Origin of the sequence: Streptomyces sp. NPDC005423 (assembly GCF_040606415.1) — a bacterium.
Classification (GTDB): Bacteria; Actinomycetota; Actinomycetes; order Streptomycetales; family Streptomycetaceae; genus Streptomyces.
In genome coordinates this window covers 136737-160645 of sequence record NZ_JBEXET010000007.1, presented here as the reverse complement: position 1 = coordinate 160645, position 23909 = coordinate 136737, and the positions used below count along the sequence as shown (strand labels likewise).

At 69.8% G+C, this 23909-nt stretch carries 24 protein-coding genes; 9 read left to right on the top strand and 15 right to left on the bottom strand.

Going from position 1 to position 23909, the window contains the following annotated elements; genetic code table 11:
- The first annotated feature begins 156 nt into the window (after nt 1-156).
- The 5 genes from ABZT12_RS11770 to ABZT12_RS11750 all read left to right on the top strand — a co-directional run bounded on the left by ABZT12_RS11770 (nt 157) and on the right by ABZT12_RS11750 (nt 5261).
- Nucleotides 157-1092, top strand: a complete 936-nt coding sequence (locus tag ABZT12_RS11770; protein WP_356381266.1) for a cellulose-binding protein — start codon at nt 157-159, stop codon at nt 1090-1092.
- A gap of 126 nt (nt 1093-1218) precedes the next feature.
- On the top strand, nt 1219-2199 hold the full coding sequence (locus tag ABZT12_RS11765) for an ABC transporter ATP-binding protein (RefSeq protein ID WP_356381263.1): 981 nt from the start codon (nt 1219-1221) through the stop codon (nt 2197-2199).
- Nucleotides 2200-2201: 2 nt separating this feature from the next.
- Nucleotides 2202-2972, top strand: a complete 771-nt coding sequence (locus ABZT12_RS11760) for an ABC transporter permease (protein ID WP_356381260.1) — start codon at nt 2202-2204, stop codon at nt 2970-2972.
- A 100-nt stretch (nt 2973-3072) separates the two neighbouring features.
- Nucleotides 3073-4395 carry an ABC transporter ATP-binding protein gene (locus ABZT12_RS11755; protein WP_356381257.1) on the top strand — a complete coding sequence of 441 codons (1323 nt, stop codon included), beginning with the start codon at nt 3073-3075 and terminating at the stop codon, nt 4393-4395.
- The gene (locus ABZT12_RS11750; protein WP_356381254.1) at nt 4392-5261 is read left to right on the top strand and encodes an ABC transporter permease; all 870 of its coding nucleotides are present in this window, start codon (nt 4392-4394) and stop codon (nt 5259-5261) included. The genes ABZT12_RS11755 and ABZT12_RS11750 overlap by 4 nt, the downstream gene beginning before the upstream one ends.
- Before the next feature lie 42 nt (nt 5262-5303).
- Here the strand turns inward: ABZT12_RS11750 and ABZT12_RS11745 are convergent, their stop codons facing one another.
- Entirely contained in the window at nt 5304-5636 is a 333-nt protein-coding gene (locus ABZT12_RS11745) for an ATP/GTP-binding protein (RefSeq protein ID WP_356381251.1), read from the bottom strand.
- 220 nt (nt 5637-5856) lie between these two features.
- Here ABZT12_RS11745 and ABZT12_RS11740 point away from each other — a divergent pair, with 220 nt between their 5' ends.
- Entirely contained in the window at nt 5857-6885 is a 1029-nt protein-coding gene (locus ABZT12_RS11740) for an LLM class flavin-dependent oxidoreductase (RefSeq protein ID WP_356381248.1), read from the top strand.
- A gap of 87 nt (nt 6886-6972) precedes the next feature.
- Here the strand turns inward: ABZT12_RS11740 and ABZT12_RS11735 are convergent, their stop codons facing one another.
- Nucleotides 6973-7365 carry an SCO5389 family protein gene (locus ABZT12_RS11735; protein WP_356381245.1) on the bottom strand — a complete coding sequence of 131 codons (393 nt, stop codon included), beginning with the start codon at nt 7363-7365 and terminating at the stop codon, nt 6973-6975.
- Between the two features lie 243 nt (nt 7366-7608).
- On the opposite strand from ABZT12_RS11735, the gene nucS reads away from it, so the two are divergent.
- Complete coding sequence (gene nucS / locus ABZT12_RS11730; RefSeq protein WP_356381242.1) at nt 7609-8280, top strand: endonuclease NucS; 672 nt, start codon at nt 7609-7611, stop codon at nt 8278-8280.
- Between the two features lie 112 nt (nt 8281-8392).
- Here the strand turns inward: nucS and ABZT12_RS11725 are convergent, their stop codons facing one another.
- The 3 genes from ABZT12_RS11725 to ABZT12_RS11715 all read right to left on the bottom strand — a co-directional run bounded on the left by ABZT12_RS11725 (nt 8393) and on the right by ABZT12_RS11715 (nt 12589).
- Nucleotides 8393-10930 carry an ATP-binding protein gene (locus tag ABZT12_RS11725; protein ID WP_356381239.1) on the bottom strand — a complete coding sequence of 846 codons (2538 nt, stop codon included), beginning with the start codon at nt 10928-10930 and terminating at the stop codon, nt 8393-8395.
- A gap of 296 nt (nt 10931-11226) precedes the next feature.
- Nucleotides 11227-11550, bottom strand: a complete 324-nt coding sequence (locus ABZT12_RS11720; RefSeq protein ID WP_356381236.1) for an STAS domain-containing protein — start codon at nt 11548-11550, stop codon at nt 11227-11229.
- 190 nt (nt 11551-11740) lie between these two features.
- Nucleotides 11741-12589: a 3-hydroxyacyl-CoA dehydrogenase family protein gene (locus tag ABZT12_RS11715; protein WP_356381234.1), complete on the bottom strand. Its 849-nt coding sequence runs from the start codon at nt 12587-12589 to the stop codon at nt 11741-11743.
- A 213-nt stretch (nt 12590-12802) separates the two neighbouring features.
- Between ABZT12_RS11715 and ABZT12_RS11710 the strand changes: the two genes are divergently transcribed.
- Both ABZT12_RS11710 and ABZT12_RS11705 read left to right on the top strand, forming a co-directional pair.
- A complete protein-coding gene (locus ABZT12_RS11710; RefSeq protein ID WP_356381231.1) occupies nt 12803-13375 on the top strand; it encodes a cob(I)yrinic acid a,c-diamide adenosyltransferase in 573 nt (190 codons plus the stop codon).
- Between the two features lie 181 nt (nt 13376-13556).
- Nucleotides 13557-15380 (top strand): glycoside hydrolase family 18 chitinase, encoded by a 1824-nt coding sequence (locus tag ABZT12_RS11705; RefSeq protein WP_356381228.1) that lies wholly within the window; start codon nt 13557-13559, stop codon nt 15378-15380.
- A gap of 78 nt (nt 15381-15458) precedes the next feature.
- Here the strand turns inward: ABZT12_RS11705 and ABZT12_RS11700 are convergent, their stop codons facing one another.
- The 10 genes from ABZT12_RS11700 to ABZT12_RS11655 all read right to left on the bottom strand — a co-directional run bounded on the left by ABZT12_RS11700 (nt 15459) and on the right by ABZT12_RS11655 (nt 23795).
- A complete protein-coding gene (locus tag ABZT12_RS11700) occupies nt 15459-15905 on the bottom strand; it encodes a DUF2550 domain-containing protein (protein ID WP_356381225.1) in 447 nt (148 codons plus the stop codon).
- A 130-nt stretch (nt 15906-16035) separates the two neighbouring features.
- Nucleotides 16036-16410, bottom strand: a complete 375-nt coding sequence (locus ABZT12_RS11695) for a F0F1 ATP synthase subunit epsilon (RefSeq protein WP_356381222.1) — start codon at nt 16408-16410, stop codon at nt 16036-16038.
- A gap of 118 nt (nt 16411-16528) precedes the next feature.
- On the bottom strand, nt 16529-17965 hold the full coding sequence (gene atpD, locus ABZT12_RS11690; protein WP_356381219.1) for a F0F1 ATP synthase subunit beta: 1437 nt from the start codon (nt 17963-17965) through the stop codon (nt 16529-16531).
- A complete protein-coding gene (locus ABZT12_RS11685) occupies nt 17965-18882 on the bottom strand; it encodes a F0F1 ATP synthase subunit gamma (protein WP_356381216.1) in 918 nt (305 codons plus the stop codon). Before ABZT12_RS11685 ends, atpD begins: the two co-directional genes overlap by 1 nt.
- 20 nt (nt 18883-18902) lie before the next feature.
- Complete coding sequence (gene atpA / locus ABZT12_RS11680) at nt 18903-20495, bottom strand: F0F1 ATP synthase subunit alpha (RefSeq protein WP_356381213.1); 1593 nt, start codon at nt 20493-20495, stop codon at nt 18903-18905.
- 130 nt (nt 20496-20625) lie between these two features.
- On the bottom strand, nt 20626-21441 hold the full coding sequence (locus ABZT12_RS11675; protein WP_356381211.1) for a F0F1 ATP synthase subunit delta: 816 nt from the start codon (nt 21439-21441) through the stop codon (nt 20626-20628).
- Complete coding sequence (locus ABZT12_RS11670) at nt 21438-21980, bottom strand: F0F1 ATP synthase subunit B (RefSeq protein ID WP_356381208.1); 543 nt, start codon at nt 21978-21980, stop codon at nt 21438-21440. The genes ABZT12_RS11675 and ABZT12_RS11670 overlap by 4 nt, the downstream gene beginning before the upstream one ends.
- A gap of 41 nt (nt 21981-22021) precedes the next feature.
- Entirely contained in the window at nt 22022-22258 is a 237-nt protein-coding gene (locus tag ABZT12_RS11665) for a F0F1 ATP synthase subunit C (protein WP_356381205.1), read from the bottom strand.
- Between the two features lie 76 nt (nt 22259-22334).
- Nucleotides 22335-23156, bottom strand: a complete 822-nt coding sequence (atpB, locus tag ABZT12_RS11660) for a F0F1 ATP synthase subunit A (protein ID WP_356381202.1) — start codon at nt 23154-23156, stop codon at nt 22335-22337.
- 225 nt (nt 23157-23381) lie between these two features.
- Nucleotides 23382-23795, bottom strand: coding sequence for a hypothetical protein (locus tag ABZT12_RS11655; protein WP_356381199.1), 414 nt, complete (start codon nt 23793-23795; stop codon nt 23382-23384).
- Nucleotides 23796-23909 lie beyond the last annotated feature (114 nt).

The following is a 23909-nucleotide window of genomic DNA, read 5'->3' as shown; positions in this document are numbered from 1 at the left end:
GGGGCCTTTGACCCGGTCCCTGGCAAGCTCTCCGACGGTCAGCCACTCAAAAGGGGTGTGATTCTCCAGATCAAACACGTATCCGCTCGATGACACACCGCTTCGGCCCCTAGGATTCCCCCTATCACCTCACCGGTCTCATTCGACAGGAACCCCATGAGCGACACTTCCCCCTACGGCTTCGAGCTTGTGCGGCGTGGGTACGACCGCGCTCAGGTGGACGAACGCATCTCGAAGCTCGTCTCCGACCGTGACAGCGCTCTGGCCCGCATCACCGCTCTTGAAAAGCGCATCGAGGAGCTCCACCTCGAAACGCAGAACGCCCAGGCCCAGGTAAGCGACGCCGAGCCGTCGTACGCCGGACTCGGCGCGCGTGTCGAGAAGATCCTCCGCCTCGCCGAGGAGGAGGCCAAGGACCTGCGCGAGGAGGCCCGCCGCGCGTCCGAGCAGCACCGCGAGCTCGCCGAGTCGGCCGCCCAGCAGGTGCGTAACGACGCGGAGTCGTTCGCTTCGGACCGCAAGGCCAAGGCGGAGGACGAGGGTGTCCGGATCGTCGAGAAGGCCAAGAGCGACGCCTCGCAGCTGCGCCAGGACGCGCAGAAGGACGCGCAGTCGAAGCGTGAGGAGGCGGACGCCCTCTTCGAGGAGACCCGTGCCAAGGCCGCGCAGGCCGCCGCCGACTTCGAGACGAACCTCGCCAAGCGCCGCGAGCAGTCCGAGCGCGACCTTGCGTCGCGTCAGCAGAAGGCCGAGAAGCGTCTCGCGGAGATCGAGCACCGCGCGGAGCAGCTCCGCCTGGAGGCCGAGAAGCTGCGCACGGACGCGGAGCGCCGCGCCCGCCAGACGGTGGAGACCGCCCAGCGTCAGGCCGAGGACATCGTGGCCGACGCGAACGCGAAGGCCGACCGGATCCGTTCGGAGTCCGAGCGCGAGCTGGCCGCCCTCACCAACCGCCGCGACTCGATCAACGCGCAGCTGACGAATGTGCGCGAGATGCTCGCCACGCTCACCGGAGCCGCGGTGGCCGCCGCGAGTTCGCCGGTCGAGGACGAGCCGATCACGCGGGGCGTTCCGGCCCAGCAGTCCCGGTAACCGTCCCCTACGACGAAGGCCCGTGCCCCCTGCCGGGGGCTGCGGGCCTTCGTCGTCACCGCGGCGCCTTCCGCGGGACACCCGGACCCGGTGGCACCGCCCGGCGACCAGGCTTAGCGTGGCCGCATGATCGAGGTGGAGGGACTCACCAAGCGGTACGGCGGGAAGGTGGCGGTCGACGACCTGACCTTCGCCGTCGGACCGGGGATCGTCACGGGCTTCCTCGGTCCCAACGGCGCCGGGAAGTCCACCACCATGCGGATGATGCTCGGCCTCGACCACCCGACCGCCGGTGACGTCAGGATCGACGGCCGGCACTACGACCGGCTCAAGGACCCACTGAAGTACATCGGCGCGCTGCTCGACGCCAAGGCCGTGCACGGCGGGCGCAGCGCTTTCAACCACCTGCTGTGCCTGGCGCAGAGCAACGGCATCCCCAGGCGCCGGGTGCACGAGGTGCTGGACACGGTCGGTCTCACGGCGGTCGCCCGCAAGAAGGCGAAGGGCTTCTCGCTCGGCATGGGCCAGCGGCTGGGCATCGCCGGCGCGCTGCTCGGCGATCCGCGGATCCTGATGTTCGACGAGCCGGTCAACGGGCTCGACCCCGAGGGCATCCACTGGATCCGCAACCTGATGAAGTCGCTCGCGGCGCAGGGCCGTACGGTCTTCGTCTCCTCGCACCTGATGAGCGAGATGGCGCTGACCGCCGACCACCTGGTGGTCATCGGACAGGGCCGGCTGCTCGCCGACACCTCCATGGCCGACTTCATCCGGCAGAACTCGCGCTCCTACGTCCGCCTCCGCTCCCCGCAGCGCGAGCGGCTGCTCGACGTCCTGCACCGGGCCGGGATCACCGTGGTCGAGGCGGGCAACGGCACGCTGGAGGTGGACGGTTCGCGGTCGGAGGACATCGGGGAACTGGCCGCGCGGCACCACCTCGTACTGCACGAGCTGAGCCCCCAACAGGCCTCCCTGGAGGAGGCGTTCATGCAGCTGACCGCCGAGTCGGTCGAGTACCACGCGCACAGCGACGAGCGTCCCGGTCCACCCGACTCCGCGCCGGCACCGGCCGAGCGGGGCTGGGGCGACGGCTGGAAGAAGGGCTGAGCATGGCGGCGACCCAGGTCATCCGTTCCGAGTGGACGAAGATCCGTTCCGTCGCGTCCACGGTCTGGACGCTCTCCCTCGCCGTGGTGGTCACCCTCGCCCTCGGCATCCTGATCTCGGCGCTGTCGGCGCGCGACTTCGACACCATGAGCGACAGGGACCGGCTCTCCTTCGACCCGACGTTCATCAGCTTCGCCGGGATGGGGCTCGGGCAGCTCGCGATGATCGTCTTCGGGGTGCTGGTCGTGTCGAACGAGTACAGCACCGGCATGATCCGTACCTCGCGGGCGGCCGTCCCGCAGCGCGCCACCTTCCTCACCGGCAAGCTCGCGGTGGCGACCGCGCTGGCGCTCGTCGTCGGTCTGGTCACCAGCTTCGCCACGTTCTTCCTCGGGCAGGCCATGCTCGGCTCCCACAGCGCGTCGATCGGCGACCCCGGCGTGCTGCGCGCGGTCTTCGGGGGTGGCCTGTACATGATGCTCATCGCGCTCTTCTCGATGGGCGTGGCGGTGATGCTGCGCTCGCCGATGCTCTCGCTCGGCATCCTGATGCCGTTCTTCTTCCTGATCTCCAACATCCTGGGCAATGTCCCGGCGACCAAGAAGGTCGGCCGCTACCTGCCCGACCAGGCCGGCAGCAAGATCATGCGGGTGGTCACCCCGGTCGACGACTCCACCCCGTACGGCCCCTGGGGCGGACTGGGGATCATGGCCCTGTGGGTGGCCGCGGCGGTGATCGGCGGGTACGTTCTGCTGAGGCGGCGGGACGCGTAACTTTACTTTCTCTTGAGCGGAACCGTCAGCGCCCCGATATCCTCCTAACCCTTACGGGGGCGTGTGCCCCGCTGTCTGAATTTTGCGATGGGTGCGCAGCATGATCGAGGCAGTCGGCCTGACGAAGCGCTACGGCGACAAGACCGCTGTGTACAACCTCTCCTTCCAGGTGCGGCCGGGTGCCGTCACCGGCTTCCTCGGGCCCAACGGCTCGGGCAAGTCGACGACGATGAGGATGATCCTCGGTCTGGACAACCCCACCTCGGGGCAGGTGACGATCGGCGGCTTCCCCTACCGCAAGCTGCCGAACGCGCCGCGTCAGGTCGGCGCGTTGCTCGACGCGAAGGCCGTGCACGGGGGCCGGCACGCCCGCAACCACCTGCTGAGCCTGGCCCAGCTCTCCGGCATCCCGGCGCGGCGGGTCGACGAGGTCCTCGGCGTGGTCGGGCTCCAGGACGTGGCCCGCAAGCGGTCCAAGGGCTTCTCGCTCGGCATGGGCCAGCGGCTCGGCATCGCGGCGGCGCTGCTCGGCGACCCGCAGGTCCTGCTCTTCGACGAGCCGGTCAACGGGCTCGACCCCGAGGGCATCCTGTGGGTGCGCAACCTGATGAAGGCGCTCGCGGCGGAGGGCCGTACCGTCTTCGTCTCCTCGCACCTGATGAGTGAGATGGCGGTGACCGCCGACCACCTCATCGTGATCGGGCGCGGACAGCTGCTGTCGGACATGAGCGTGCGGGACTTCATCTCCGCCAACTCCGCCGACTTCGCCCGCGTCCGTACGCCGGAGACCGAGCCGCAGCTGCGCGAGAAGCTCTCGTCCGCGCTGACCGAGGCCGGCGGCCACGTGCTGCCCGAGCAGGACGGCGCGCTGCGGGTGACGGGCCTGGCGCTGCCCCGGATCAGCGACATCGCGCACGACACGGACGTACGGCTGTGGGAGCTGTCGCCGCACCAGGCCTCGCTGGAGGAGGCGTACATGCGGATGACGCAGGGCGCCGTCGACTACCGCTCGACGATCGACCAGAAGGCCGGTCTGATGCAGCCGTTGCCGCCGGGCGCCCAGCCGCCGATGCCGGTACCGGGCCAGGGCCAGCCGGGCTGGTACGCCCCGCCGCCGCCCCAGCAGGGCGACCAGCCGTTCGCCCCGGGCGGCCAGGCGGCGAACCCCTACGGCGCGCCGAACCCGTACGGCGCTCCGGGCGCGGTCGGCCCGAACCCGTACAGCGCTCCCGTGGTGCCCGGCGCGGCCCTGCCGGGCCCGTACGCGCCCCCGTCACCGCAGCCGCCCGCGCAGCCCGTCCAGGCACCCCCGCCGGCGCTCACGAAGGCCGGCCCGGCGCCCGCGGCACCGGCGCCCGCTCCGGTGGCGGACGCCGCCGCGAGCCCCGACCCCGACCCGACCAAGTCCGAGGACTCCCGATGAGCACGCCCCAGCCCCAGATGCCGCAGGCCGCGCCGGACCGGCGGCCCACGGCCGGTCCTTCGTACGGCGGCTACACCTCACCGATCCCGGTCGTGCGCACCCACCTCGGGCACGCCCTCGCCTCCGAGTGGACGAAGATCAAGTCGGTGCGCTCGACGCTGTGGACGCTCGGTGTCTTCGTCGTGCTCGTGCTCGGCATCGGGCTGCTGGCCGCCGCGGTGGTCAGCGACTCCTCCTCGGAACTGTCCGGCGAGAGCGCGCTGTCCTTCGGCTTCTTCGGGCTGCTGCTCGGCAGCATGTGCATCATCACGCTCGGTGTGCTGACCACCGCCTCCGAGTACGGCACCGGCATGATCCGGACCACGATGACCGCCTGCCCCTCCCGGGTGCGGGTGCTCGCGGCGAAGGCGATCGTGTTCTTCGCCGTCGCCTTCGTCAGCACGCTGGTGTCGGTGACGCTGGTGGCGCTGGCGGACGTCTCGATGCTCCAGAGCAACGGTGCCCGCCACCCGTCAGGCACCGAGTGGCTGAAGGGGACCGTCGGCGTCTCCCTCTACATCGCGCTGCTCGGTCTGCTCTCGCTGGTCATCGGCTCGGTCATCCGGCACTCGGCGGGCGCGATCACCCTCATGATCGGCGCGGTGCTGGCCCCGCTGGTCATCGCCCTGTTCATGTTCTCGCAGTCGCTGGAGAGCGTGCGCCAGGCGCTGTTCGAGTACTCGATCCCCAACCAGCTGAGCGTCTTCTACTCCAACTCCCTGACCGACTCCGGCCCGAGCGGCTGGGACCCGCTGTGGATCATCCTCGGCGTGACGGCCGCGGCGTTCGCCGGCGCGTGCGCGCTGCTGGAGCGCCGGGACGTCTGAACCGCGCGGCCGGGAGCCTCGTGGCCGGCCCGGTTGCCCGCGTCAGAACCTCGGCGCGTTCCTGGACCGCTGCACCCGGGTGGTGCGGCGGTCCTTCGCGTTCCAGCACGCCTTGTGCCAGTGCCGGCGCTCGTCGACGCCCGAGTGCTCGGGCCACGCCACGACATGCGGTACGGCGGAGGGGATGAGCTGGTCGCAGCCCGGGCACCGGTAGGTCTTGCCCGCCGCACTGGCCCCGGCGACGTGGCGCACGTTCCATTCGTCGCCCCGCCAGTGCTCCGTCGACTGCCAGCCGCCGTAACGGCCCGACCTGTCCTCCTCGGCGCTCCGGCCGGAGGCGCCGGAGTCCTTGGGTCGGTTGCGACGCGGGGACACAGAACACCTCACGGGGGCTGTACGGAGGGCGGGGGCCGCGTCCAGCGTACGTTGCGCGGAGAGGGGTACGCGTAGGGCGCCAACGCCCCAAGTCCCCCCTGAAGCCACCATTCTGCAGACAATCCGCAAATCTCTCCGCCAGGCCGTGTCCTGGGCACGTGTCGCACGGTTATGCCCTGTGGGGGAGCTCCGCGTCGGAGCCGAGGAAGCAGGAAATGCCATGCGTGTGGGAAGTTTTGTGTTGGCCGCCCAGTTCCCTGGGCAGGGCCAGGGGGAGGCGCTGCACCGCGCGGTCCGCTCGGCGGAGGTCGCCGAGGAGGCCGGTCTCGACGCGGTCTGGCTGGGCGAGCACCACTTCGTGCCGTACGGGACCTGCCCGTCGGCGATCACCCTCGCCGCGCTGCTGCTGGGCCGCACCCGGCGCCTCCGGGTCGGTACGGCGGTCAGCGTGCTGCCCACCGTGCACCCGGTCGCGCTCGGCGAGCAGGCCGCGCTGCTGCATGTGACGAGCGGCGGGCGCTTCTCCCTCGGCGTGGGACGCGGCGGCCCCTGGGTGGACCTGGAGGTGTTCGGCGCGGGTCTGGCCGCGTACGAGAAGGGGTTCCCGGAATCACTCGATCTGCTGCTGCGCTGGCTGCGCGAGCCGTCGGTGGCGGGCGAGGGGGGCCGCTTCCCGTTCCGCGAGGTGGCCGTCGTACCGCGGCCGTCGGAGGCGCTGTCGGACGCGCCGGGGCCCGAGGTCGTCGTCGCGTGCACCTCCCCGGGGAGTGTCCGCCTCGCGGCCGAGCGCGGGCTGCCGATGCTGCTCGGCATGCACGCCGGGGACGAGGAGAAGGCCGAGATGGTCGCCCTGTGGCGGCAGTGCGCGCGGGCGGCCGGGCGGTCCGCGGCGGAGATCGACGGCGTGGACCATGTGTCGGCCGGGGTCTGCCAGCTCGCCGACCGGCGGGCCGACGCGGTGGAGACGCTGGTGAAGGCGATGCCGGGCTGGCTCAGACAGGGTCTCGACGCCCATGTGACCGTGGACGGCCGCCCCCGGCGGATGCGGGACCCGGTGGCGTACACCGAACTGCTCTGCGGGCTGCACCCGGTGGGCACCCCGCGGCTGTGCGCGGACCGGCTGGCGGCGACCTCCGAGCGGACCGGGGTCACCCGCTTCGCCCTGCTCGTGGAGGGTTCGGGCGACCTCGCGGCGACCGAGGAGAACGTACGGCGGCTCGGTGCCGAGGTGCTCCCGCAGCTTCGCTGACCCGGGCCGCCGGGCCCAGGAGCTTGCCGCCCCGGTACGAATCGCACCTCCCGCGTACGGAGCGGCAAGCAGAACTGCTTCACCGCCTCAGCAGTCCCTGAACTCCGGGGACTGGTTCAGCAGTTGACTGCGCACCGAGGTGAAACGGGCCAGCGTCTCGTCGACCGAGGCATCCAGCGGGAACACCGCGACCCGGTGGCAGTTCTGGAAGGCCAGCCGGACACCGAAGTGCCGTTGCAGCGCGCCTCGTATCGCGTCGCTCGCGAGCGCACGCAGCAACTGACCGCGTGCCTGCTCGTCCGGCGGAGGCGTCTGGTTGTCGGCGAACGCACCGCCGTCGACCTTCAGCTGGGCCACCAGGGAGCTGATCATCTCCCACGCGTAGGGCAGGGAGGTCCGGACGCAGTCGACGAATTGGGCTTCGTCGACCTCGCCTCGCTCGGCCTTCTCCAGTAGGGCCGGTGAGACGTCGAGCGACATGAGTTCTCCTCTCGCACCCCCAACGAGCGGGGGCTGGCGGACAGTTGAGGGAGACCGCACCATCGGACACGCTGCGTACACGTCTCGCGACCTCCCGTTTACACGGTATGCAGCGGAAGGTGGCGGCACCAGGAGAATGGGCACATGCGGAAGACTCGGTAGGCCCACTATCGGCCAAGAATGAACGTGCTTCTTCCAGGGCGAATCGCGTGCACCCACGCCCGTCGAGTAGCGTTGCCGACCATGCGTCTCGTCATTGCCCGGTGTTCCGTGGACTACGCGGGCCGGCTCACCGCCCACCTGCCCTCCGCCCCCCGTCTCATTCTGGTCAAGGCGGACGGCAGCGTCTCGATCCACGCGGACGACCGGGCCTACAAGCCCCTGAACTGGATGTCGCCCCCCTGCGCGCTGAAGGAGGGGTCGGGCGCGGACGAGGGCGTCTGGACCGTCGTCAACAAGGCGGCCGAGAAGCTGATCATCACGATGGAGGAAATTCTCCACGACTCCTCGCACGAACTCGGCGTCGATCCCGGCCTGATCAAGGACGGCGTGGAAGCGCACCTCCAGGAGCTGCTCGCGGACCGCATCGAGACGCTCGGCGAGGGCTACACGCTCATCCGCCGCGAGTACATGACGGCGATCGGCCCGGTCGACATCCTCTGCCGGGACGCCGAGGGCCGCACCGTCGCGGTCGAGATCAAGCGGCGCGGCGAGATCGACGGCGTGGAGCAACTCACGCGCTATCTGGAGCTGTTGAACCGCGACCCCCATCTCGCCCCGGTCCGCGGTGTCTTCGCCGCCCAGGAGATCAAGCCCCAGGCCCGCGTCCTCGCCACCGACCGCGGCATCGGCTGCACGGTCCTGGACTACAACGCCCTGCGCGGCATCGAGGACGACAAGCTGCGCCTGTTCTGACCCGCAGCCCGTGCCCCGCACGGCACGGTCACACACGCACTTCTACGACGACGAGGGCCGGGCCCGTTCCGACGGACCCGGCCCTCTCGACTGCGCGGCACCGCGCGGGAGTTCAGATCACCGGGCCCAGGACGGACGGCGAGCCGGTGCCGGCGCTCTCCGGAGCGGTGGCCGAACTGCTGCTCTGCACCGGCGTGTTGGTCGGCGCCGAGCCACTGGCGGTGTCGGTGGTGGACGGGGTGGCCGAGGGGGTCGGGCTCGGAGAGTCGGACGGTGAGGCCGACTGCGACGGTGAACCGCTCGGCGAGTGCGACGGGCTCGGGGTGTGCGAGGGCCTGCCCGAGGACGAGGGGGACCGGGAAGGCGAGGTACTCGGCGAAGCGCCGCCGCTGGGCGAGCGGGTCCCGCTCGGGCTGTCCGACGGCTCCCCGCTTGCCGTCGGAGCCGGGTCGTCCGACGTGCCGTAGGTGCCGTCGGGGCCCGGGTCGGTGGGCCGGCTGGTGGCCGTGCCGGTACCGGCGGTGCTGCCCTTCTTCGGCTTGGCGGCGCCCAGACTGTCGCCGCCGCCGCCCTCGCTCGCGGACGGGTTGACGCCGACCCGGTCGGAGGGGTTGTTGGCGTCGTTGTTGGAGGTGGCGCCCAGCGTCACGACCGTACCGAGCACTGCGGCGAGCAGCGCGCCCGCGCCGGCCGCGACGAGGTTGCGCCGGGCGTAGCCGCGCAGCCCGCCGCCCTTCGCCCGGTGCGCGGACGGGGGCGGCGGAGAGGCGAACGTGTAGGTGTCGGACGGCGGCAGGAGCGCCGGGAAGGCCGCCGGGACGCCACCCGACGGCGACGCGGACTCCTCGTGACGGGCGTCCGGTATCTCCTCCCCCGCCTCCGGGCCGAGGCCGGCGAACACGTCGAGGGCGGCCACCGTGCCGGAGCGGTCGGCGACCAGGGCGAGGGCGCGGCGGCCGGCCACGGTGCCGCGCTTGTCGGCGAGCGCGCCGCGCAGGCCGATGGAGGACTCCAGTTCCGCGCGGGCCCGGTCCAGTTGGCCGCCGAGCAGCGCGAGAACGCCCAACTCGTGGTGAAAATAGGCCTGTTGTGACACCACTCCGGCGAGCTGCGCGGCCTCGGCGCCGTGCCGCAGGGCACGCTCCCAGGCGCTCCAGTGCAGCCCGGCGGCGAAGGCCGGCCCGGCGGTGCGGGCCAGTTCGAGGACGAGACTCTCCTCGTCCTCGTCGTCCTCGGGGGGCACGGTCACCGGGACGAGGGCGGCGAGGGCGGCGAGCAGGGCGTCCGCCTCGGCGCAGACCCGCTCGGGGGTGACGGAGGGGTGCCCGGACCACCAGGCGTAGTGCCGGGCGGCGGCGAGGACGCCGGCCTCGACGTCGTCGCCGTAGCCGGCGGCCTCCAACTGCGCCTGTACGCCGGTCGCGAGCCGGTAGCGGGAACCGACCGGCGAGACCAGTCCGCAGCCGGCGAGTTCGCCGAGGGCGGCGTCCGCGTGGGTGTCGCCGATGAGCGCCGGCAGGTGCGCCTGGTGCGGCACCTCACCGCCGAGCGCCACGGCGAACCGCAGGGTGGCACGGGCCGAGGCGCTGAGCCGGGAGGCGAGCAGCGGGGCGGGCGCGGCGGCCTCGCCGAGCGAGGGCAGCGGGATGGCGTCGCCCTCGTCGGCCTCGATCGGGGTGTCCGCGGCGGCGTCGACGGGCAGGGCGTCCTGGAAGACGCCGAACTCCTCGACGGCGCTGGTGCCGGCCCGCAGGATGTCGCGCTGCTTGAGCAGAGCACCCGCCTGGACGAAGCGCAGCGGCAGGCCCTCGGACTCGAACCAGAGGTCGCCGGCCCAGTTGGACTCCTCCTCGCTCAGCACGCGGCCGACGGCGCGCTCCAGGACCTCCACACCGCCCGCGCGGTCGAGACCGGTGAGGAGGATCTCCTCCACGGCCGAGTCCGCGGAGGGGGCGGGCACGTCCGGGGTGGCGCCGATGAGGAAGGCGCACTCGGGTGTCGCGTCGAGCAGTTCGTCGAGCGCGGCACCGCCGAACTCGATGTCGTCGATGACGACGACCGCCCCGATCTCCCGTACCAGGGCGCGCAGTTCGTCCTCTTCGGGCCGGTACGCGGGCGCCTCGTACACCGCGTGGAAGAGCTCGTGGCGGAGGTCGGCGGCCGAGCGGTGGTAGCCGGTGAGGCGGATCACGCCGTCGGGGGCGAGGTCCGCGCAGTCCCCCGCGACGAGGTCGAGGAGGCTGGTACGGCCGGAGCCGGCGGGACCGGTCAGCCGGACGGAACGGCCGCGGGCGATCAGCCGGACCAGGTGCTCACGGTCCTCCTGGCGCTCCAGCAGCGGCAGTTCGCGGCGGGTGAGGCCGGGCGGCAGGGGCGGCCTGGCCGCGCGGTCGGACTCGGCGCGCTCGGCGGCGGTGCGCCTGGCGGGCCGGCCGGGCCGTTCGGCGGGCGGGCAGACCTCCACCTCGCTGCCGTCGACCGGGTTGACGGTGAGCAGGAAGTCGCCGCTGACCAGCCGCGCGGTACGGACGACCGCCGGGGTGTGCTGGCCGAAGTCGGCGGTGAGGGATTCCCGGGGCGAGCGCTGACGCGACGCAGGGCCGTCGCCGTCCTGGTCGTACTCCTCGGGTCCCCGGTTGATCGGGTCCATAGGTCCAAGCCCCCAAAAGCGTCGTGTGCGGGTCCGGTCCTGCGACGGGACCCGGGCCCCCTCCCGGCCTTGCTGCACACCGCGCTGTCGCTTCTGGTCCGGGCCCGCTCGAAAGGGTTTGCAGGCAGCGGGCGACCGAACCTTAAACCTTTGCACAGTATCTACGACAGGCCGGGGTGCGGTGCCGTCCGAGACGTCACAGTTGCGTGAGGATCGAGCGCGTCGTACGTTTCGCGCCCGCCGCCGCGCGCGGGGTGTGCTCCGTCGCGGGAGCGGGCGCGCGCGGTCGGCGGGTGTCAGATGCGGGGCAGCGACTCCGCGCCCACGCCGCCCTCGATGGTCAGGATCCGGTGCAGCCGGGTGGCCACCAGCAGACGCTGCATCTGCGGTGGTACGCGACGCAGCACCAGGCGGCGGCCGTTGCGGCCGGCCCGCCGGTGGGCCCCCATGATCACCCCGAGTCCGGTGGCGTCCCAGGAGTCCAGCTCGGACAGGTCGAGCACCAGATCGCCGACTCCGTCGTCGACGGCCGAGTGCAGGACCGTACGGGCGTCCGCCGCGCTGCGGACGTCGAGGCGGCCCCCGACGACCAGCTCGACGTGGTCGCCCCTGATGTGCATATGCGCTCCCGGTGAGTGGGTCTCGCGCTCCGCGCTTTCCGTGGTGCAACGCGGGCACCGTGTGCAAAGTGGGTGGTGCGAACTGCGTAATGAACCAACTGACCGCGTGGAGCGGTCAGAGGTTGCCGTCTGTGAGCGAACCGATACCGAATTCACCCCTGGGTGTGATGGATCAGGGATGTGTGCGGTTTCAGTGCTTGTAGAAGCCCTGCCCGCTCTTGCGTCCGATGTCACCGGCGTCAACCATCCGGCGCATCAGCTCCGGTGGCGCGAACTTCTCGTCCTGCGACTCGGTGTAGATGTTGCCCGTGGCGTGCAGCAGGATGTCGACGCCGGTGAGGTCCGCGGTGGCCAGCGGGCCCATCGCGTGCCCGAAGCCCAGTTTGCAGGCGAGGTCGATGTCCTCGGCGGTGGCGACGCCCGACTCGTAGAGCTTGGCGGCCTCGACGACGAGCGCCGAGATGAGCCGGGTGGTCACGAAGCCGGCCACGTCACGGTTGACGACGATGCAGGTCTTGCCGACCGACTCGGCGAACTCCCTTGCGGTGGCGAGGGTTTCGTCGCTGGTCTTGTAGCCGCGCACCAGCTCGCACAGGCCCATCATCGGGACCGGCGAGAAGAAGTGCGTGCCGACGACGCGCTCCGGACGACCCGTCACGGCCGCGATCTTGGTGATCGGGATGGCGGAGGTGTTGGAGGCGAGGACGGCGTCCTCACGCGCGATCAGGTCGAGGGCGCGGAAGATCTCGTGCTTGACGTCGAGTTGTTCGAAGACGGCCTCGACGACGATGTCCGCGTCGGCCACCGCGTCCAGGTCGGTGGTCGCGGTGATCCGGGCGAGGGCGGCGTCGGCGTCGTGCGCCTCCAGCTTGCCCTTGCTCACGAACTTGTCGTAGGAGGCCTTGATGCCGTCGGTACCGCGCTTCAGGGCCGCGTCGGTGACATCGCGCAGCACGACGTCCCAGCCCGCCTGCGCGGAGACCTGGGCGATACCGGAACCCATGAGCCCGGCGCCGATGACGGCAAGCTTCCGTGGCACTGTGCGACTCCCCTTTGAAACGCTTACAGCGGGTAAGCGGGTATACCTATGCCTTCCCGGCGGACACTAGCGCTCGCCGGGCGCTGTGTGACCGGTAAGTAACGCGCGTCACGTCTCATCTGACGGACATCACACCGACGTGGCTCACCGCACCGCCCGTACGGCGTAGTTGGGACCTTCTCCGCGCCCCCGGGACCTAACTACGCTGGCCGCATGGTCAATCTGACGCGCATCTACACCAGGACCGGCGACCAGGGCACGACAGCCCTCGGCGACATGAGCCGGGTCGCCAAGACCGATCTGCGGATCTCGGCCTACGCGGACGCCAACGAGGCGAACGCGGCGATCGGCACGGCGATCGCGCTCGGCGCCCTGGACGAGGAGATCGTGAAGGTCCTCGTCCGCGTCCAGAACGACCTGTTCGACGTGGGCGCCGACCTGTGCACGCCGGTCGCCGAGAATCCCGAGTACCCGCCGCTGCGGGTCGAGCAGTTCTACGTCGACAGGCTGGAGGCGGAGTGCGACCGCTTCAACGAGGAGCTGGAGAAACTGCGGTCCTTCATCCTCCCGGGCGGCACCCCGGGCGCGGCCCTGCTCCACCAGGCGTGCACGGTCGTACGCCGGGCCGAGCGCCGGACCTGGGCGGCCCTGGAGGTGCACGGCGAGGTGATGAACCCGCTGACGGCGACCTACCTCAACCGGCTGTCGGACCTGCTGTTCATCCTGGCCAGGAGCGCCAACAAGGAGGCCGGGGACGTGTTGTGGGTGCCCGGCGGCGAGCGCTAGCGGCGCCGGGGAGGGGGCGGGAACCGGTCCAAAGGGCCGTTCCCGCACAGGAGTTGAGGATCCGGCACAACTGCTGATGAGTGGTCCAGACCTATTGACCTGTGGTCCAGACCTTTCTATTCTCGCGGCACTGTGGGTGCGAAGGCTCAGTCGCGCCCCCTCAACTCCAAGGAGGCGCACGATGCGCTTCAGACAGAGAGCAGTCGCCGGGTTCGCGACCCTGCTGCTCCCCCTCGCCGGTCTCGTCGGGCTGGCGGGTCCCGCCCAGGCCGCGACGAACGCCACCGCCACCTTCGCCAAGACCAGCGACTGGGGCACCGGGTTCGGCGGCCAGTGGACCGTCAAGAACACCGGGTCCGCGGCGATCAGTTCATGGACCGTCGAGTGGGACTACCCCTCCGGCACGTCCGTCACCTCGGCCTGGGACGCGGACGTCACGTCCGCCGGTACCCACTGGACCGCCAAGAACAAGTCCTACAACGGCTCCATCGCCCCCGGCGCCTCCGTCTCCTTCGGCTTCAACGGCGCGGGCTCCGGCTCGCCGTCCAACTGCAAGCTGAACGGCGACAGTTGTGACGGCACCACCACCCCCGGCGACGCGGCTCCCTCCGCACCGGGCACCCCCGCCGCCTCCGCCGTCACCGACACCTCGGTGAAGCTCGGCTGGAGCGCGGCCACCGACGACAAGGGCGTCAAGAACTACGACGTACTGCGCGACGGCAAGGTCGTCTCGACGGTCACCGCCACGAGCTACACGGACACCGGCCTGAGCGCCGGCACCGACTACTCGTACACCGTCCAGGCCCGGGACACCGCGGGCCAGACCGGCCCGGTCAGCGGCGCGGTCGCCGTACACACCACCGGCGGCACCACCCCGCCCCCGACCGGCGGGAGCAAGGTCAAGCTCGGTTACTTCACCGAGTGGGGCATCTACGACCGCAACTACCAGGTCAAGAACCTGGTGACCTCCGGTTCGGCCGCGAAGATCACCCACATCAACTACGCCTTCGGCAACGTCACCAACGGCCAGTGCGCCATCGGGGACGCCTACGCCGACTACCAGAAGACGTACACCGCCGACCAGTCGGTCAGCGGCGTCGCCGACACCTGGGACCAGCCGCTGGCCGGCAACTTCAACCAGCTGCGCGAGCTCAAGGCCAAGTACCCCAACATCAAGATCCTCTGGTCCTTCGGCGGCTGGACCTGGTCCGGCGGCTTCGCCCAGGCGGCGGCCAACCCGGCCGCGTTCGCCCAGTCCTGCTACAACCTGGTCGAGGACCCCCGCTGGGCCGATGTCTTCGACGGCATCGACATCGACTGGGAGTACCCGAACGCCTGCGGTCTCTCCTGTGACACCAGCGGCGCCGCGGCGTACAAGAACCTGATGCAGGCGCTGCGCGCCAAGTTCGGCACCGGCAACCTGATCACCGCCGCCACCACCGCGGACGGCACCTCCGGCGGCAAGATCGACGCCGCCGACTACGCGGGCGCGGCCCAGTACGTCGACTGGTACAACGTGATGACGTACGACTTCTTCGGCGCCTTCGACGCGGACGGCCCGACCGCCCCGCACTCCCCGCTCACCAACTACAGCGGCATCCCGACGCCGGGCTTCACCACGGCCGACGCGATCGCCAAGTTCAAGTCCAAGGGCGTCCCGGCGAGCAAACTCCTCATCGGCATCGGCTTCTACGGCCGGGGCTGGACCGGCGTCACCCAGGACGCCCCCGGCGGCACGGCCACCGGACCGGCCCCCGGCAAGTACGAACAGGGCATCGAGGACTACAAGGTCCTCAAGACGTCCTGCCCCACCACCGGCACCGTCGCCGGCACCGCGTACGCCCACTGCGGCACCAACTGGTGGTCCTACGACACCCCGGCCACCATCGGCACCAAGATGGCCTGGGCCAAGACCCAGGGCCTGGGCGGCGCGTTCTTCTGGGAGTTCAGCGGCGACACCAGTGACGGAGAGCTGGTGGGCGCCATCAACAGCGGGCTGAGCTGATTCCCCACACCGCTCAGCGCCCCCGCCGCGGGCAGACCTCCGGGTCTGTCCGCGGCGGTGTGTCGTACGCCCCGAGGTTCAGGCCACGTTGACCCGCTGGCCGGGCGGTGCCGCCTCCAGCCAGGCCAGGAAACCCGTCAACGCGTCGTCGCTCATGGCCAGTTCGAGGCGGATACCGCGGTGCAGACAGGTGAGGACGACCGCGTCGGAGAGCAGCGCCAGCTCCTCCTCGCCCTCGGGCAGGCGCCGGCCGGCCACCTCGATCGCCGAGCGCTCCAGGACACGGCGCGGCCGGTAGGCGTAGGAGAAGACCCGGTACCACTCGATGCGGTCGCCGTTGTAGCGGGCCACGCCGTAGCTCCAGCCCTTGCCGTTGGTGTCGGGTTTCTCCGGCACGTCCCAGCGGACACTGCAGTCGAAGGTGCCGCCCGAACGCTGGATGAGCCGGCGGCGCAGGCCGAAGACGAACAGTCCCAGCACCACCAGGGCCACGACAATTCCGCACACAGTCAGAGCGAGGACCATCGACACCGACCTCCTCGTCCACCTAGGTAACGGAACGGAAAAAACATCCACATTCGCCTCAGCCGCGGCTGGGTCCGGATTCCTCCGGTCCCAGCCGCGGCTGAGTCACGTCATCACTTCCAGCGCTGGGTCAGCGCGTGCCCACCGTTCGCAGCCGGACGTCCGCGCGACGCTCGGCGGACTCGTCGCCCTCCGCCTTCGCACGCTCCAGTTCGCGCTCCACATGCTGGACATCGATCTCGTCCGACAGCTCGGCGATCTCGGCCAGCAGCGACAGCTTGTTGTCCGCGAACGAGATGAAACCACCGTGCACAGCGGCGACGATCGTTCCACCATCACTCGACCGGATGGTCACCGGGCCCGATTCCAGCACACCGAGCAGCGGCTGGTGTCCGGGCATGACGCCGATGTCGCCGGACGTGGTGCGCGCGACGACCAGGGTGGCCTCGCCTGACCAGACCTGGCGGTCCGCGGCGACCAGCTCGACATGCAGCTCAGCAGCCAAGGGTGGCTCTCCTCGGGTCACCACCCGGCGGTCGCGCCGGGTGTGGGGTCAATTCTAGTAGGCGTGGAAGAGGGGGCGGGACGCGCCCGCCCCCTCGGGCGAACTCGGCGCTCCGGGTTCAGGAGACGCCCAGCTCCTTGGCGTTGGCCTTCAGGTCCTCGATGCCACCGCACAGGAAGAACGCCTGCTCCGGGAAGTGGTCGTACTCACCGTCGATGATCGCGTTGAAGGCCGTGATCGACTCCTCCAGCGGTACGTCCGAACCGTCGACGCCGGTGAACTGCTTGGCGACGTGGGTGTTCTGCGAGAGGAAGCGCTCCACGCGACGGGCCCGGTGGACGGTGAGCTTGTCCTCCTCGCCCAGCTCGTCGATACCGAGGATCGCGATGATGTCCTGAAGGTCCTTGTACTTCTGCAGAACCGACTTGACGCGCATCGCGGTGGAGTAGTGGTCCGCCGCGATGTACCGCGGGTCCAGGATGCGGGACGTGGAGTCCAGCGGGTCCACGGCCGGGTAGATGCCCTTCTCGGAGATCGGACGGGAGAGAACCGTCGTCGCGTCGAGGTGGGCGAACGTGGTGGCCGGGGCCGGGTCGGTCAGGTCGTCCGCGGGGACGTAGATCGCCTGCATCGAGGTGATCGAGTGACCGCGGGTCGAGGTGATGCGCTCCTGGAGGAGACCCATCTCGTCGGCCAGGTTCGGCTGGTAGCCCACCGCGGAGGGCATCCGGCCGAGCAGCGTCGAGACCTCGGAACCGGCCTGCGTGAAGCGGAAGATGTTGTCGATGAAGAACAGCACGTCCTGCTTCTGCACATCGCGGAAGTACTCCGCCATGGTCAGACCGGCCAGCGCCACCCGCAGACGGGTGCCCGGGGGCTCGTCCATCTGACCGAAGACCAGGGCGGTCTTGTCGATGACGCCGGACTCCGACATCTCCTCGATGAGGTCGTTGCCCTCACGGGTGCGCTCGCCGACACCGGCGAACACGGAGACACCGTCGTGGTTGTTGGCGACGCGGTAGATCATCTCCTGGATGAGCACCGTCTTGCCGACGCCGGCACCGCCGAACAGGCCGATCTTGCCGCCCTTGACGTACGGGGTCAGCAGGTCGATGACCTTGACGCCGGTCTCGAACATCTCGGTCTTCGACTCGAGCTCGTCGAAGCGCGGGGCCTTGCGGTGGATGGTCCAGCGCTCGCCGTCGTACTTCTCGTCCGAGTTCAGCACCTCGCCGAGGGTGTTGAACACCTTGCCCTTGGTGAAGTCACCGACCGGGACGGAGATGCCCGTACCGGTGTCGGTCACCACGGCCTGGCGGACCAGACCGTCGGTGGGCTGCATGGAGATGGCGCGGACCAGGCCGTCGCCGAGGTGCTGCGCGACCTCGAGGGTCAGCGTCTTCCGCTCGCCGTCCTTGGCCGGGTCGGCGACCTCGACGTGGAGGGCGTTGTAGATCTCCGGCATCGCGTCGACGGGGAACTCCACGTCGACGACCGGGCCGATGACCCGGGCGACGCGGCCCGTGGCCGCCGCGGTCTCAACAGTGGTGGTCATTAGTAGTCACTCCCCGCGGTCGCGTCGGCCAGAGCGCTCGCGCCACCGACGATCTCGCTGATTTCCTGGGTGATTTCGGCCTGGCGGGCCGCGTTGGCAAGCCGGGTGAGCGTCTCGATCAGCTCACCGGCGTTGTCGGTGGCCGACTTCATCGCGCGCCGCGTGGCGGCGTGCTTCGAAGCGGCCGACTGGAGCAGCGCGTTGTAGATCCGGCTCTCCACGTACCGCGGCAGCAGGGCGTCGAGGACGTCCTCCGCCGACGGCTCGAAGTCGTACAGCGGAAGGATCTCGCCCGTGGGGGCCGCCTCTTCCGCGACCTCTTCGAGGCTGAGCGGCAGCAGCCGGCTGTTGATCGCCGACTGCGTCATCATCGACACGAACTCGGTGTAGACGATGTGGAGTTCGTCCACGCCGCCGTCCGCCGTCTCCGTCTCGATCGCCTCGATCAGCGGGGCCGCGACCTTCTTGGCGTCCGCGTACGTCGGCTCGTCGGTGAAGCCCGACCACGACTGCACGACCGCGTTCTCACGGAAGTTGTAGTGGGCGACACCGCGCCGGCCGACGATGTACGTGTCGACCTGCTTGCCCTCGGCCACCAGGCGGGCGGTCAACTGCTCCGCCGCCTTGATGGCGTTGGCGTTGAACGCGCCCGCGAGACCGCGGTCGCTCGTCAGGAGCAGCACCGCGGACCGGGTGACCGTCTCGGCCTGCGTGGTCAGCGGATGCCTGGTGTTCGAGCCGGTACCGACCGCCGTGACCGCGCGGGTGAGCTCGGTCGCGTACGGCGTGGAGGCCGCCACCTTGCGCTGCGCCTTGACGACACGCGAGGCGGCGATCATCTCCATCGCCTTGGTGATCTTCTTGGTCGCGGTGACGGATCGGATGCGACGCTTGTAGACCCGGAGCTGGGCTCCCATGAGTCAGGTCCCTTCCTACGTCACTTGGCCGCGGTGGCCGGGGCGTCCTCGCCGAGCAGCTTGCCGTCCGAGGTCTCGAACTGCTTCTTGAACTCGGTGATGCCGTCGGCGACGGCGGTGAGGGTGTCGTCCGACATCTTCCCGCCCTCCTTGATGGAGGTCATGAGGCCCTGCTCCTTGCGGTGCAGGTACTCCAGCAGCTCCTTCTCGAAGCGGCGGATGTCGGCGACCGGAACGTCGTCCATCTTGCCGGTGGTGGCCGCCCACACGGAGACGACCTGGTCCTCGGTGGCCATCGGCTGGTACTGGGCTTGCTTCAGCAGCTCCACCAGACGCGAACCCCGCTCCAGCTGCGCCTTCGACGCGGCGTCCAGGTCGGAACCGAAGGCGGCGAACGCCTCCAGCTCGCGGTACTGGGCCAGGTCCAGACGGAGACGGCCGGAGACCTGCTTCATCGCCTTGTGCTGCGCGGAACCACCGACTCGGGAGACGGAGATACCCACGTTCAGCGCGGGACGCTGACCGGCGTTGAAGAGGTCCGACTCCAGGAAGCACTGGCCGTCGGTGATGGAGATGACGTTGGTCGGGATGAACGCCGAGACGTCGTTGGCCTTCGTCTCGACGATCGGCAGACCGGTCATCGAGCCCTTGCCCATCTCGTCGGAGAGCTTCGCGCAGCGCTCCAGCAGACGGGAGTGCAGGTAGAAGACGTCACCCGGGTAGGCCTCGCGGCCCGGCGGACGGCGCAGCAGCAGGGAGACGGCACGGTAGGCGTCGGCCTGCTTCGAGAGGTCGTCGAAGATGATGAGGACGTGCTTGCCCTCGTACATCCACTGCTGACCGATGGCCGAACCGGTGTACGGCGCAAGGTACTTAAAGCCGGCCGGGTCGGACGCCGGGGCGGCGACGATGGTCGTGTACTCCAGCGCGCCGGCCTCTTCGAGCGCACCACGCACGGAGGCGATGGTGGAGCCCTTCTGACCGATGGCGACGTAGATGCAGCGGACCTGCTTGTTCACGTCGCCGGTGCGCCAGTTGTCGCGCTGGTTGATGATCGTGTCGACGGCCAGGGCGGTCTTGCCGGTCTGGCGGTCGCCGATGATCAGCTGACGCTGGCCGCGGCCGATCGGGGTCATGGCGTCGACGGCCTTGTAGCCCGTCTCCATCGGCTCGTGCACCGACTTGCGGTCCATGACCGTGGGGGCCTGCAGTTCGAGCGCGCGGCGACCGCTGGTCGCGATGTCGCCGAGGCCGTCGATCGGGGTGCCGAGCGGGTCGACGACGCGCCCGAGGTAGCCCTCACCGACGGCCACGGAGAGCACCTCACCGGTGCGCTGCACCGGCTGGCCCTCCTCGATGCCGCTGAACTCGCCGAGGATGACCGCGCCGATCTCGCGCTCCTCCAGGTTGAGCGCGAGGCCGAGGGTGCCGTCCTCGAACCTCAGCAGTTCGTTGGCCATGGCCGAGGGCAGACCCTCGACCTTGGCGATACCGTCGCCGGCGACGGTGACCGTACCGACCTCCTCGCGCGAGGCCGCGTCCGGCTTGTACGACTGGACGAAGTTCTCCAGCGCGTCCCGGATCTCCTCCGGCCGGATCGTGAGCTCCGCCATCTGGGTTCCCTGCTCTCCTTGTTGGGCCCGAAGTTTCACTTGGGGGGATGGGGGACTCCCCCCTGAAAGAGGTGAATCCTCTGCACGGCCCAACCAGGGCCGCCTTACTACGTCTTTGTTTGCGGTGCTGCTAGCTCGCCATGCGGCGGCCGACGTCTTCCAGCCGGTCCGCGATGGAGCCGTTGATGACCTCGTCGCCGACCTGCACCCGGATACCGCCGAGGACCGCGGGGTCCACGTCGATGTTGAGGTGCGTCGGGCGGCCGTAGAGCTTCGCGAGGGCGGCGCCCAGGCGCTGCTTCTGCGGGTCGCTCAGCGGGACCGCCGAGGTGACGGTGGCGACCAGGCGGTTGCGGCGCTCCGCGGCGAGCCTGGACAGGGAGTCGAGTCCCGCCTCCAGGCTACGTCCCCGGGGCGCGGTCACCAGGCGGGTGACCAGACGCTCGGTGGCCGGCCGGGCACGACCGCCGAGCAGGCTGCGCAGCAGCTCGCCCTTGGCGGTGGCACCGGCGGCGCGGTCGGTCAGCGCGGCGCGCAGTCCGGTGTTCGAGGCGACGATCCGGCCGAACCGGAACAGCTCGTCCTCGACGTCGTCCAGCACGTTCGCCCGCTGGGCGGCGCTGAGGTCGGCGGTGGCCGCCAGGTCCTCCAGCGCGTCCACCAGGTCACGCGACTGCGACCAGCGGGAGCGCACCAGACCGGCCACCAGGTCGGCGACGGGGCCGCCGACCTGACCGGCCAGCAGACGCTGGACCAGTCCGGCCTTGGCCTCGCCGTCCTGTGCCGGGTCGGTCAGGACCCGGCGCAACGACACCTCGCGGTCGAGCAGCGCGGTGACGGCGGCCAGTTCGTCGGCGAGCTGCGTCGCGTCCACGGACGGGGAGTCCGTCAGCGCGTCGAGACGCTCACGTGCGGCTGCCAGGGCCTCGCGGCTCGCTCCGTTCATCGAGTCGCCTCGGCCTTCTCCTGAAGCTCATCAAGGAAACGGTCGATCACACGGCTCTGCCGGGCGTGGTCCTCGAGGGACTCGCCGACGAGCTTGCCGGCCAGGTCGGTGGCGAGGTGGCCGACGTCCTGGCGCAGCGCCTGAGCGGCGGCCTTGCGGTCGGCCTCGATCTGCGTGTGACCGGCGGCGATGATTTCCTCACGCTGCCGCTGGCCTTCCGCGCGCATCTCGGCGATGAGCGTGGCGCCCTGCTCCTGCGCCTCCTGGCGCAGTCGCGCGGCCTCGTGCCGGGCCTCGGCGAGCTGAGCCTTGTACTGCTCAAGCACGCTCTGCGCCTCGGTCTGGGCGGCCTCGGCCTTCTCGATACCGCCCTCGATGGCCTCGCGGCGCTCCTCCAGAACCTTGTTGATGTTCGGGAGGAGCTTCTTGGCGAGGAAGCCGAAGACGATGACGAAGGCGATCAGGCCGATGACAAGCTCAGGGATCGGCGGGACGAGCGGGTTCTCCTGCTCGGCCGCCAGAATGAGCAGCTGGCTCATGTCAGTGCCTTTCGTCTAGTGGGCTGTCGTGGATCCGCAGATCACTTGCCGTAGACGAACGGCATGACGAGACCGATGAGGGCGAGCGCCTCACAGAACGCGAAACCGAGAATCTGGTTGGCACGGATCAGGCCGGCGGCCTCGGGCTGGCGGGCGAGGGCCTGGGTGCCGTTACCGAAGATGATGCCGACGCCGACGCCGGGACCGATGGCGGCGAGGCCGTAGCCGATCGAGCCGAGGGAGCCGGAGACGGCGGCGAGGGTCTCAATGGCAGCCATGCTGATTCTTCCTTCTCTGTACGGACCGGCGGGGGTTGGCCGCCGGACGCTCAAGGGGTCTTACAGAACGCTTCGCTCAGTGCTGCTCGGCGAGCGCGCCCTGGATGTAGGTGCAGGTCAGCAGGACGAAGACGTATGCCTGCAAGGCCTGGATGAAGAGTTCGAACGCGGTCATGACGAGGGTCATGATGAACGAGACGCCCGCGTACGCGATGCCGATGCCGTTGAGCAGGTACCAGCTGGCGATGGTGAACAGCAGCAGCAGCGTGTGGCCCGCGAACATGTTCGCGAAGAGTCGTACCGCGTGCGTGAACGGCCGGACGAGCAGGTTCGAGAAGAACTCGATGACCATGGCGAGCGGCAGCACCGCGCCGAGCGACTTGTCGTAGCCGGTGACGTTCTTGAAGAAGCCCACGAAGCCGTGCCGCTTGAAGGTCAGCGAGACCCACAGGACATAGACGATCAGGGCGAGCACCAGCGGGTACGAGATGATCGACGTGACCGGGAACTGGGCGAGCGGAATGATCGACCAGAGGTTCATCATCCAGACGAAGAAGAACAGCGAGACGACGAGCGGGACGTACTTCTCGCCCTCCTTCTTGCCGATCGTCTCGTAGACGACGCCACGACGGACGAAGTCGTAGCCGGCCTCGGCGACCATCTGCAGCTTGCCCGGGACGACCTTCGGCTTGCGGAAGGCGGCCCAGAAGAAGCCGACGATGATGATCGAACCGAGAAGCGCCAACAGCATCGTCTTGTTGAAGTACACGTTGCTGTCGCCGTCCCCGAAGAGGGGCTTGAACAGGAACGAGTGCAGGCCGGGAGCCGGGAAGCCACAGCCGTCGAAAATGTGGCAGTCGGTCTCGAAGGCGAGCACCTGCGTCGGGTCAGCACTCACCGCGGGCTCCTTCAGCGTGGCGCATAGGTACGGCAACCTCGTTGTGTCGGCGCGGCGCGCAGCCGCGGTTCGGCACTGGACTGGTATTACGGATGTGGGGGCGGCTGTGGGGCATCAAGCCTCGCGATCGAGCAGGCGTCAGCTCAGATGCCCGCGCCCGCGATGCCGCAGTTGGCACCGGACGATAGCAGGGTCTCTTACCGTCGCTTATCCCGGCCCTACCCCTCACGACGAGTGCCCCGCTTTTTCGGGCTCGACGTAAAGGATTTTCGCCTTCATATGCGCCCAAGTCTGCGCGACCGTCCAGACGATGGTGCAGCCGAGCAGGGTGAACGCGAAAGCCTTGGGGTTGAACAACGTCGTGTGCTTGAACGCGGCCATGAAGATGAACAGCAGGAGAATCTGCGCGGCGAAGAGCATCAGGCCCATCGCCTGGAAAAGGTGCGGCAGTGATTTCGCGGTGCGCTGCAGAACGTAGAGCCCGATTCCCATGAAGAGGATCACCACCACCGTGCCCACGACGGCTCCCAGGGCTCCCTCGCCACCGGCGACCACACCGCTGACAACGGCGGCAATCGCGCCGGCGGCAGCTGTGGGCACAGCGGTCTGAAGGAGAATCCGGGCGTCATTGGACGGCATGGCGGCAACTCCGCTTGCTAAGGGGGGCGTGTCGTCATGGACGAGCGTAGTCCCGGGAAGAGAGAGACCCTCACGCCAATGGACCCTCGCACTACGGTCCTTCGGCTCTGTCCC

Coding starts and splice junctions, on each gene's coding strand:
- ABZT12_RS11770 (WP_356381266.1), top strand. CDS start 157: ATGAGCGACACTTCCCCCTACGGCTTCGAGCTTGTGCGGCGTGGGTAC.
- ABZT12_RS11765 (WP_356381263.1), top strand. CDS start 1,219: ATGATCGAGGTGGAGGGACTCACCAAGCGGTACGGCGGGAAGGTGGCG.
- ABZT12_RS11760 (WP_356381260.1), top strand. CDS start 2,202: ATGGCGGCGACCCAGGTCATCCGTTCCGAGTGGACGAAGATCCGTTCC.
- ABZT12_RS11755 (WP_356381257.1), top strand. CDS start 3,073: ATGATCGAGGCAGTCGGCCTGACGAAGCGCTACGGCGACAAGACCGCT.
- ABZT12_RS11750 (WP_356381254.1), top strand. CDS start 4,392: ATGAGCACGCCCCAGCCCCAGATGCCGCAGGCCGCGCCGGACCGGCGG.
- ABZT12_RS11740 (WP_356381248.1), top strand. CDS start 5,857: ATGCGTGTGGGAAGTTTTGTGTTGGCCGCCCAGTTCCCTGGGCAGGGC.
- ABZT12_RS11735 (WP_356381245.1), bottom strand. CDS start 7,365: ATGTCGCTCGACGTCTCACCGGCCCTACTGGAGAAGGCCGAGCGAGGC.
- nucS (WP_356381242.1), top strand. CDS start 7,609: ATGCGTCTCGTCATTGCCCGGTGTTCCGTGGACTACGCGGGCCGGCTC.
- ABZT12_RS11725 (WP_356381239.1), bottom strand. CDS start 10,930: ATGGACCCGATCAACCGGGGACCCGAGGAGTACGACCAGGACGGCGAC.
- ABZT12_RS11720 (WP_356381236.1), bottom strand. CDS start 11,550: ATGCACATCAGGGGCGACCACGTCGAGCTGGTCGTCGGGGGCCGCCTC.
- ABZT12_RS11710 (WP_356381231.1), top strand. CDS start 12,803: ATGGTCAATCTGACGCGCATCTACACCAGGACCGGCGACCAGGGCACG.
- ABZT12_RS11705 (WP_356381228.1), top strand. CDS start 13,557: ATGCGCTTCAGACAGAGAGCAGTCGCCGGGTTCGCGACCCTGCTGCTC.
- ABZT12_RS11700 (WP_356381225.1), bottom strand. CDS start 15,905: ATGGTCCTCGCTCTGACTGTGTGCGGAATTGTCGTGGCCCTGGTGGTG.
- atpD (WP_356381219.1), bottom strand. CDS start 17,965: ATGACCACCACTGTTGAGACCGCGGCGGCCACGGGCCGCGTCGCCCGG.
- ABZT12_RS11685 (WP_356381216.1), bottom strand. CDS start 18,882: ATGGGAGCCCAGCTCCGGGTCTACAAGCGTCGCATCCGATCCGTCACC.
- atpA (WP_356381213.1), bottom strand. CDS start 20,495: ATGGCGGAGCTCACGATCCGGCCGGAGGAGATCCGGGACGCGCTGGAG.
- ABZT12_RS11675 (WP_356381211.1), bottom strand. CDS start 21,441: ATGAACGGAGCGAGCCGCGAGGCCCTGGCAGCCGCACGTGAGCGTCTC.
- ABZT12_RS11670 (WP_356381208.1), bottom strand. CDS start 21,980: ATGAGCCAGCTGCTCATTCTGGCGGCCGAGCAGGAGAACCCGCTCGTC.
- ABZT12_RS11665 (WP_356381205.1), bottom strand. CDS start 22,258: ATGGCTGCCATTGAGACCCTCGCCGCCGTCTCCGGCTCCCTCGGCTCG.
- ABZT12_RS11655 (WP_356381199.1), bottom strand. CDS start 23,795: ATGCCGTCCAATGACGCCCGGATTCTCCTTCAGACCGCTGTGCCCACA.